The following is a 9,411-nucleotide window of genomic DNA, read 5'->3' on the forward strand; positions in this document are numbered from 1 at the left end:
ACGCTCCACAATCCCTTGGGCGCCGGGGCGTCGGCCGGCCACACCCATCACCAGCAAGCGTAGGTGCTGCCCCGGCAAACGTCGAACGGCTACTCGCTGACCTGGAAGGCCACCCGCGCGGTTTCACCGCTCTCATCCAGTGCGCTGAGCTCGATCTGCCCGGCCTGCTCAAAGCGCACCCGCATGCTGCCCTGGCCCTCAGTCTGGCCAAGGGGCTGGCCGTTGAGGAACCACCAGCGCCGCCCACCCCCACCCAGAGCCGAAACCTGCAGTTGCAACGGCTCGCTGCTGGTGGCCGGGCGGCGCAGGTTGTCGCCTGGGCGTACACCGACGATGGACAGGGGCGGTGCCGTGGCAGGTACCTGCGGCGGGCAGCTTGGGTCCACCGCCGGCAGCCGCGCCGCACGCCGCTCGACCCGCGCCAGCCAAGGCTCGAGCGGGGCCGGCCAAAGGGCGACATCACGCGCGTGGGCACCTGGGCACGAGCCATCCACCCGCAGCCCCTGCGCGTTGACCCAGACCTGCTCACGCAAACCCAGCCCAAGCGGTTGATCGGATGCCTGCAGGGTCGGCGGGGTGGTGCCGTCGAGTGTCCAGGCAAAGCGCTGGCGTCTGCAGTTGGGGTCTTGCCGGTTCATGGGCTGGCCCAGCGGCCAGCAGATCGCGGCCACGCCAATGCTGGCGGGCACCTGTTCGACCGGCACGCCAAGGCCCCGCTGGCTGTCACGGTTGGTCAGCAGGTCGTGAATCTGCAGCATCAGCGGCGCGGCAGAGGCCAGGCCGAACTGCCCAGGCACCGGGGTGCCGTCGGGCCGGCCAATCCACACGCCAATCAGATAACGCGGCCCGACGCCGATCGACCAGGCATCACGAAAGCCATAGCTGGTACCCGTTTTCCAGGCCAACTGCGGGCGTTGCACCAACTGCGCGTGCGGGTCACGGTCCGGCCGCGCCTGGCCGCTGAGAATACGCCGGATGATCCACGCCGCCCCCGGCGACAGCAGACGCCGCTCCAGCAGCGGATCCTGCGGTTGCAGACGCACCCGCGCACTGTTGCCGCCACGGGCCAATGCCGCATAACCACCCACCAGCTCCTCCAGGCGGCTGCCTGCGCCACCGAGGATCAACGACAGATTAGGCTCGGCCAATGGCGGCAGCGCCAGCGGCATGCCGGCAATGCGCAGTTGCGCGGCAAAGCGTTTGGGCCCATACGCTTCGAGCAACTGTACCGCCGGCAGGTTCAGCGACAAGGCCAGCGCCGAACTGGCCGAGACCGGGCCGCTGAAACCCATCGAGAAGTTGCCAGGCCGGTAATCGCCATAGCGGCGCGGTACATCCTGCAGCAGCGATTCGGAATGGATCAGGCCGTCGTCCAGGGCCATGCCATAAAGGAACGGCTTGAGGGTCGAGCCTGGTGAACGCAGCGAGCGTACCATGTCTACGTGGCCGAAACGGCGCTCATCGGCAAGGTCGATCGAACCCAGGTAGGCACGTACGGCCATGCTCTGCGCATCCACCACCAGCACGGCCGCGGAGGTACGTTCCGGCAAGCGGGCACGCCAGCCCAGCAGCAGGTCCTCCAGGCGCCGCTGCAACGAGGCATCGAGCGTGGTGCGGATCAACGGCGGGCTGCCGGGAGTGTTCAGGCGGCGTGCCAGCAGCGGTGCCAAGGCTGGCTCCTGACGCGGGGCCAGCAGTAACGGTTCTTCAGCAGCTTCCTTGATCTGCCAGGCAGGCCACACCTGATACTCGTCCAGGCGCTGCAGGACCTTGTCCCGCGCACGCTGGGCGCGTGCGGGATGACGGTCCGGGCGCAACCGGCTGGGTGCCTGGGGCAGCACCGCCAGCAGCGCCGCTTCGGCAGGCGTGAGGTGCATCGGCGATTTGCCGAGGTAAGCCCAACTGGCCGCCGCCACGCCCTGCAAGGTGCCACCGAAGGGTGCGCGATTGAGGTAGATCTGCAGAATCTCGTGCTTGGACAGGTGCCATTCCAACTGCGCCGTACGCCACAGTTGCCGCAGCTTGCCTGCCAGCGTGCGGTCGTGCGGTTCGAGTAACCGCGCCACCTGCATCGACAGCGTGCTGCCACCTGAAACAACCCGCCCGCCGCGCACGTTCAGCCATGCCGCGCGCACCAGCGCCAGCGGGTTGACCCCCGGGTGGTGGTAGAACCAGCGGTCCTCATAGGTCAGCAGCGCCTGCAGGTACAAAGGCGAAACCTCTTTGGGGCTGACCGGGTAGCGCCACACGCCCTCGGCATCGGCGAAGCGCCACAAGGGCGTGCCGTCTTCGGCCAGCACGACCCGCGCCAGATCATCTGCCGGCATGGGCAATGGCCAGATGCGGTCAGCCAGCCACAATAGGCCGGCGATGCCCACCAGCGCCATCACACAGGCGCGCAGGATCCTTGCCGCTCGGGTGCGCGGTCGCGCTAAGCTAGGCATCGGGAACCGACCGGGCCAGGTGATGGCCAAAGGCTTGGGGACGGCAACCTCGCCGATTCGTACATCAGGAAGCAACTATGCATGTAGAAGGTTTTTTCGAGTGGCTTGGCCAGGCACTGGGTTCGTTGATCCGCTTCATCGTCGACGCCTTGAGCGGCCTGTTCAACCTGCTGGCCAACGCCGGGGGCAACTTCATTGATGGCCTTGCGCGCACATTGGGCATGGACACCTCACTGGTCAGCATCCTTGCCCTGATCGTCGGCCTGCTGCTGCTGTACTCGGCAATCCGCGCCTTCATGCGCGCGTCCATCATCCTCGGGATCATCTGGCTGGTGCTGGGGTTGTGGGTGATGAGTTGGGTGATTCATTGAGCGTGCACCGTCAATTGTAGGAGCGGCCTTGCGTCGCGAGCGGGCGCGCAGCGGCTGCAAAAACGGCACACACGATACTTCTTGTTCACCACAGTTGCTGGTCTGGGGCCTCTATGAGGCCCTTTCGCGACGCAAGGCCGCTCCTACAAAAGAACAGCGTGCCCTACCTTGATTTGACCGTCATCTCACCCTGCCCATCGCCCACCGCCTGCAGATTCGGCCGGTACATCGACTCCACTTGCGGCGGCGGTATACGGTAGGTGCCAGGGGTCACCGCTCGCGCCAGATACAACAGGTGAGTGGTGCCATAGCCGTCGAGCTTGAGCGCCGCCACATACCGGTCATCACGGTATTCCTGATGCACCACGCTGGCGTTTTGCATCGACTCACGCCACTGCTTCACTGCGCTGCTGGCATTGTTCAGGCTGGCAGCGCTCTGCGCCAGGTTCTGGTTCTCCAGCTCTAGGCCCGCCGGCAACAGGTCGACCACCAGCGCATCCGGAACCCGGTCCGTGGCCTTGAGCGCCAGATGCACCAGCACCAGGTCGCCGCTGCGCACGTTGTGCAGGTCCAGTACCTGGCCGTTCATGCCCAGGTATTCGCGGCGGATCTCCATACCGTTGCCGCCCGCGGCAGGCGCCTGACGTGGATAGCCCGAGAGGGTCAGTTGCTGGTAGACAGTTTCACTACCTTCGTTCTGCACACTCAGCGGCGAGGCCAACAGTGGGCCTTCGAGCTTCATGCCAGCGTCGCCATTGCTGAACTCCCGCACCTCACCGGCACTGTCCAGGCGCGCCTTCCACGGGCTCTCAGGCTTATCGAGCAAGCCACGCCCGGCCAAGTACAGCGCATTGCGCTCCTGCGTCGACAGCCAACGGTTGGCTGCCAGCTCATCAGACAGCGCGAACAACCGCTGATCGATCTGATTACTGGCCAGATCACTCTCCTGCAGCAACGCCAGGATCAGTGCCTGGTCACGCAGGCTGCTGCCGTAATCGGCCATCCAGCCTTTGCTGCGGCTGATACCCAGGCCTGCTTGCAATGCCTCTTGCGAACGCGGCTTGTCGCCCATCTTGTCCAGCGCCACCGCCAGTTGCACCAGCGGCAGGCCGGAGCGCGCATCGGCGCGCCGTTCGAACAGGCTGCGCAAGGCACCCAGCGGAGCCTGCTGGCTGCGCGAAAGCACCAGCGCGGCATAGGCCTGCACGGCTAAGCGGGTGTGTTCGGCGTTCTCGCTGTAGTCGACCTCAATCAGGTTACGCTCCTGCAAGTAGCGCAACAGGCGTTCATTGGCTTTCTTCAGCGCGTCGGCCGGCACACCGTAGCCTTGGTCACGGGCCCTGAGCAGGAAGTCGGTGACATAGGCGGTCAGCCAGTACTCCTCCTCGCTGTCCGAACTCCACAGGCCGAAACTGCCGTTGTAGCGCTGCATCCCCAGCAAGTGTTCGATGCCCATTTCGATCTTGCGCTTGCGCACCTCGGCCGGCTCTCCCTTGATCCCCAGGCGCTTGAGGCTCTGCGCATCGGCGTACAGCGAAGGGTACAGGCCGCTGGTGGTCTGCTCCAGGCAACCGTAGGGGTAGGCTTCGAGGGCACGGATCTGCTCGGCCAGGTTCAGTGGCGGGCGGCTCGACAACGCCAGGCTGGCTTCCAGCCCGGCAGGTTCGAATGCTGCCAGGTCGGCTTCAGGCAGCGTCCAGGGCTGGTCCTTGAGGGCCACGCGGTAATGCTTGAGCACGGCCGGGTACGCCGGGCGTACGCCCAGCGTCCATTCACGTTCAAAGATGTTTTGCGGCTCGCCTGGCAACTGCAGGCCATTGACCCGCACATGCACCTTGCCCTGGCCCAAGCCACCCTGCGCCTGCACCGGGATCATCAGAGTGGTGCGCTGGCCCTCGGCCAGGGCAATACGTTGTTGAGTGCTCGTTGCCAGGCTCACCTGCCCTTCGGTGCTGATATCGACAGTCAGCTGCTGGGCCAGGCCGGAAAGGTTGGCCAGGTCCAGCGCCAGGCTGGTACGGTCGCCACCGGCGAGGAAGCGTGGCGCTGAGAGTTCGGCAATCAGCGGGGCCGCCACCACGGTCTTGCCCTCGGCCATGCCGAAGTGGTCCTCGGTCCAGGCCTGGGCCATCAGCCGCAGTTCGCCATTGAAGTCGGGAATATCGACGCTCGCCTCGCCTTCGCCCTGCTCGTTCAGGGTCACCGGCACACTCTGCCGGGCAACGATGGTGACCGTGGTGTTGGGGCGTTTGCCCCCCTTGGCCATGGCTGCGTCACCGCCGAAGGCCAGGCTGGCCAGGCGCCCCTGACCGGCTTCGATCAGTTGGCCATAGATATCCAGCTGATCAGCGCCATAGGCCTTGCGGCCGAACAGGCTGGCGTATGGGTCAGGGGTCTTGAAGTCGGTGATGTTGAGGATGCCCACATCCACAGCAGACAACAGCACATGGGCCTGTTTGGGAATACTGCCATCGGCATTGGTGGCCTTGATTCTGACCGTCAGGGGTTGCTTGGGGCGCATTTTTTCCGGTGCCTGCAGGCTGACCGCCAGTTTGCGCTCGGCGCGGCCGAGCGGCAGGTGTAGCACACCGACGGCACGCTTGGGCGTGGCATTGGCCTTGCGCTCACCCGGGCGGATCACCAAGGCACTGATGTACAGGTCGTGGCGAGCCCACTGCTTGTCCAGTTGCACATCGAAGGTCTTGCCTTCGGCGGGGACGTCGATTTCCTGCCACCACAGCGGGCCATCGCTGGATTCGATCATGAGGTAGCCATTGCCGGCAGCTGGCGGGGTTACCGTGACCTTGGCAGTAGCGCCATCAGCGTAAGACGGCTGGTCCAGCGCCAGCTTGACCTGGTCGGGGCGCACTGCGCCGCCTTCGGCATTGTCCTGGGCGCGATACCCCGCCCAGAAGCGTTCGCTGGACACCAGGCCAGTCTGTGGGTCTTCCACCTCGACGCGGTAAGGGCCCCACTCGACCTGGAAGGTCAGCTTGGCAGTAGAGCCTGCTTTTACATTGACGCTTTCCTCGTTCTGAGTGAGGAATTTTTCGTTGTAGTTGTAGCTCCAGCCGTCGCTTTGCGAGTAGTTCCAGTAGTAATCGCGGCGTTCTCGGATCAGCCGTACCTTGAGGTCGCTGGCAGCGAGCTTATTGCCGTCACGGTCGGCCACCAGGAACTCGAATTCCACCGGGCCGTCGCTGTCGGTTTCTTCGCCCTCGAACATGCCACGCAGGCCAGGCAGGCGCTCAGCGGGCCAGATCGGTTGTTCGAGACGACGGGTGATCGGTCGACCACCGGACTCCTGCAAGCTGGCCTGCACGGTCAACTGCAGCGGCGAGCGCGCTTCGGCCCAGCGGCTTTCGATATCGACCACTGCCTTGCCCGCCTGATCGAGGGTCACTTCATCCAGCTCCAGGTCTTGGTTCAGCTCGGTCTCGGTGACCGAACCGAACTGGTAACCCGGTAAAGCTGGCACCGCTTCGCGCAGGGGGCGCACGTACGCCTGGCCGCTCAGGCGATTGCCCGCCGCCGGCGCGCCGTAGAGGTAACGGCCATTGACCTGGACCTGCGCCGTTTCTTCGGGCGAGAGCGGTGTGCTGCTGCCCTTGAGTTCCAGCGCCAGGCGCTCAGGAAGAAAGTCTTCAACGAGGAATTCATAGACCTGCTTGCGCCCCCCTCCAAGGTCGAGCAGCAGTTGCCAACGACCGGTCGGCGCTTCTGTAGCCAGTTGCAGCTGGTATTGATAAAGGCCGCTGCCATCGGCTTCCCAGACAAACTTGCGGCTGACCTGCTCATCCGGGCGACGCACCTCCACAGTGACCGGCTGGGCCTTTACCGGTTTGCCATCCTGGTCGCGCAACAGGCCGTTGAGCAGCACCGTCTCACCCGGGCGATACAGGTCGCGCGGGCCAAAGATGAAGAGCTGCAGCGGATTTGCCTGCGGGCCGGTGATATCGAATTCTGCCAGGTCCAGCGCTGCAGTGTTCAGGCGTAGCAGTGTGGTATGCACACCCTGGGTTGCGATCAGGGTATCGGCCTTGGCCGTGAGCGGCAGCTGAGCATGGCCTTGGCCATCGGTCTTGGCCTGGGCCAGCAGCTTGCCCTTGTCGTCATGCAGTTCGAGGTTTACCTCCTTGAGCGCCTTGCCACCCTCCAGGGCTTGGGAGAACACGTCAAGGCGGTCGCGATAGCGGTGGGCCGATACACCGATATCGCTGAGTGTGAACAGCGTCGCCGGCTGCGAATAATCGTAGGTCCCTGAAGCGCGCATCACTGCCAGGTACACGCCCGGCTCCTGCAGCGGCTTGATCCCGGCGATCGGCAGCAACACGGTCTCACGGGTATTGCGCGCCGGGTTGAGGTCGAAACGGCCGCTGTAGACCAGGTCGGCCAGGGCCAAGGTTTCCTTGGACTGGTAGTAGTAGAGGCTGCTGTTGCGGCCCCAGTTGACCAGGAAGGTCGAGAGCATGTCCGGCTTGACCCGGAAAAACTCGACATCGACCTTGTCGACGTTCAGGGCAATCACCGGCAGGCCCTCGGCCAGCCGCGTAGGCAGCAGTGAGCCCCGGCTGGCGAAGCCGATGGTCGGCTGCATGTCGCGGGTTTCCAGGCGGGTCACCGACTCGCTTTCCAGCTGCTTGCCGTTGACAGCCAGCAGACCCTTATCGACGGTCAGCACAAGTTTGCGCTGCGGCTCGAGGTGACGCAGGCGCAGTTCCATCTGGTTGTCGGCAAGCTCCCAGGCACCGTCGACCTTGCCTTTGACGGTATCGACCAGATGCAGCTTGGCAGCGAAGTCCTGCTTGGCGTCCAGCGGTGCGGAAAAACTGACCGAGAGGGCACTGGCGCCGTCGAGCTGCACTTCCGAGACATCCAGTACGCTGAGCTCACGGCCTTCGTAGCGTTTGGCGAGTTCGGGAGGGTCCTGGCGCTTGGGCGCAACAGATTCGGCCGGGGTGCTTGCCGCCGGTTTTTCGGTGGCGGCAGGTTTTTCTGGCGTGGAGGAATCACAGGCACTGAGCAGGGCCAGCGCGCAGGCCAGCAACAATCCTTTGTTGAACATGGAGTGGGGACTCTAATCGGCAGCGTATGCGTGAAGGCAGCAACTATAGCGCAACGGCAGGTGGCTGGCCGTTACAATGCGGCCTATCGATCCAGAAGGGCCGCTATGCGCCCCAATCGCCGGCAAGCCGGCTCCCACCGGTTCCTCACCGCCTGCGAAGGCTGCGCATTCCCTGTGGGAGCTGGCTTGCCAGCGATTGGGGCGCATAGCGGCCCTGTTTTCCCAGGAACTCAAATGTCGCAAATTGCCACCGACTGGCAGCACCGCCTCACCCACCGCAAAGTCTGGGCCCTGGCCGCGCCGATGATTCTGTCCAACATCTCAGTGCCCTTGGTGGCCCTGGTAGATAGCACGGTTATCGGTCACCTGCCCCACGCCCATCAGCTTGGCGCGGTGGCGGTGGGTGCCACGCTGTTCACTTTCATGGTCGGGCTGATGGGCTTCCTGCGCATGGGCTCCACCGGTTTCGCCGCCCAAGCCGCAGGGCGTGCCGACGGTGCTGCGTTGCGCCAGGTTCTGGTGCAAGGCCTGCTGCTGGCGGTGGGCTTTGCCTTGCTCATCAGCCTGCTCGCTCTGCCCTTAAGCCAACTGGCGCTGCACGCGATGCAACCGAGCCAAGCCTTGCAGCAATCAGCCGAAGCCTTCTTCCATACCCGCCTGCTCGGCCTGCCGGCGGCGCTGGCCAGCTACGCGCTGGTCGGCTGGTTCCTCGGCACCCAGAATGCCCGAGCACCGCTTGCCATATTGCTGACCACCAACCTGCTGAACATCGTCCTCAACCTATGGTTCGTTCTTGGCCTTGATTGGGGAGTGCTGGGGTCGGCGCGGGCGTCGGTGATCGCCGAGTGGTCGGCCGCACTGCTGGGCCTGGCCCTGACCCGCCCTGCCCTGCGCGCCTATCCCGGGCATATAGCCTGGGCGGCACTCAAGCGCTGGCAAGCCTGGCGGCCGTTGCTATCGGTCAACCGCGATATCTTCCTGCGCAGCCTGGCCTTGCAGCTGGTGTTCCTGCTTATCACCGTGCAAGGCGCGCGACTGGGCGAGGCCACGGTGGCGGCCAATGCACTGCTGCTCAACGGCCTGCTGCTCACCGCCTACGCCCTCGACGGGCTGGCGCATGCCGTGGAAGCCCTGTGCGGCCATGCTATCGGCGCCCGCGATCGCGACACCCTGCGCCGCTCGCTGGTGGTGGCCTGTGGATGGTCATTGATTACCAGTCTGGGTTTTGCCGGGCTGTTCCTGCTGGCCGGGCATGTGTTCATCGACCTGCAGACCGATATCGAGAGTGTGCGCGCGGCCGCCTATCCGTACCTGCCGTACCTGGCGGTACTGCCATTGGTAGCGGTGTGGAGTTACTTGCTGGACGGCCTGTTCATCGGTGCCACGCGGGCGCGGGAGATGCGCAATGCAATGCTGGTTTCGGTGCTGGTTGCATTGCCGCTGGCGTGGGCCATGAGTGGGTTTGGCAACCACGGCTTGTGGTTTGCGTTTCTCGGGTTCATGGCGTTGCGGGCGCTGACGTTGGGATGGG

Annotated in this window: 4 protein-coding genes; 2 read left to right on the forward strand and 2 right to left on the reverse strand. The window is 64.7% G+C overall.

Annotation, left to right across the window (positions count from 1 at the left end):
• Positions 1-89 precede the first annotated feature (89 nt).
• Positions 90-2,444, reverse strand: coding sequence for a peptidoglycan glycosyltransferase PbpC (gene pbpC, locus ACW4TB_RS26895; protein WP_279933234.1), 2,355 nt, complete (start codon positions 2,442-2,444; stop codon positions 90-92).
• 77 nt (positions 2,445-2,521) lie between these two features.
• Here pbpC and ACW4TB_RS26900 point away from each other — a divergent pair, with 77 nt between their 5' ends.
• Entirely contained in the window at positions 2,522-2,815 is a 294-nt protein-coding gene (locus tag ACW4TB_RS26900; protein WP_012316393.1) for a hypothetical protein, read from the forward strand.
• A 163-nt stretch (positions 2,816-2,978) separates the two neighbouring features.
• Here ACW4TB_RS26900 and ACW4TB_RS26905 read toward each other — a convergent pair whose 3' ends face one another.
• Positions 2,979-7,880 (reverse strand): alpha-2-macroglobulin family protein, encoded by a 4,902-nt coding sequence (locus ACW4TB_RS26905; RefSeq protein ID WP_279933237.1) that lies wholly within the window; start codon positions 7,878-7,880, stop codon positions 2,979-2,981.
• A gap of 234 nt (positions 7,881-8,114) precedes the next feature.
• On the opposite strand from ACW4TB_RS26905, the gene ACW4TB_RS26910 reads away from it, so the two are divergent.
• A partial coding sequence (locus tag ACW4TB_RS26910) for an MATE family efflux transporter (protein ID WP_455843119.1) occupies positions 8,115-9,411 on the forward strand: 1,297 nt, incomplete at its 3' end.

Source organism: Lelliottia jeotgali (assembly GCF_977070485.1).

Coding starts and splice junctions, on each gene's coding strand:
- pbpC (WP_279933234.1), bottom strand. CDS start 2,444: ATGCCTAGCTTAGCGCGACCGCGCACCCGAGCGGCAAGGATCCTGCGC.
- ACW4TB_RS26900 (WP_012316393.1), top strand. CDS start 2,522: ATGCATGTAGAAGGTTTTTTCGAGTGGCTTGGCCAGGCACTGGGTTCG.
- ACW4TB_RS26905 (WP_279933237.1), bottom strand. CDS start 7,880: ATGTTCAACAAAGGATTGTTGCTGGCCTGCGCGCTGGCCCTGCTCAGT.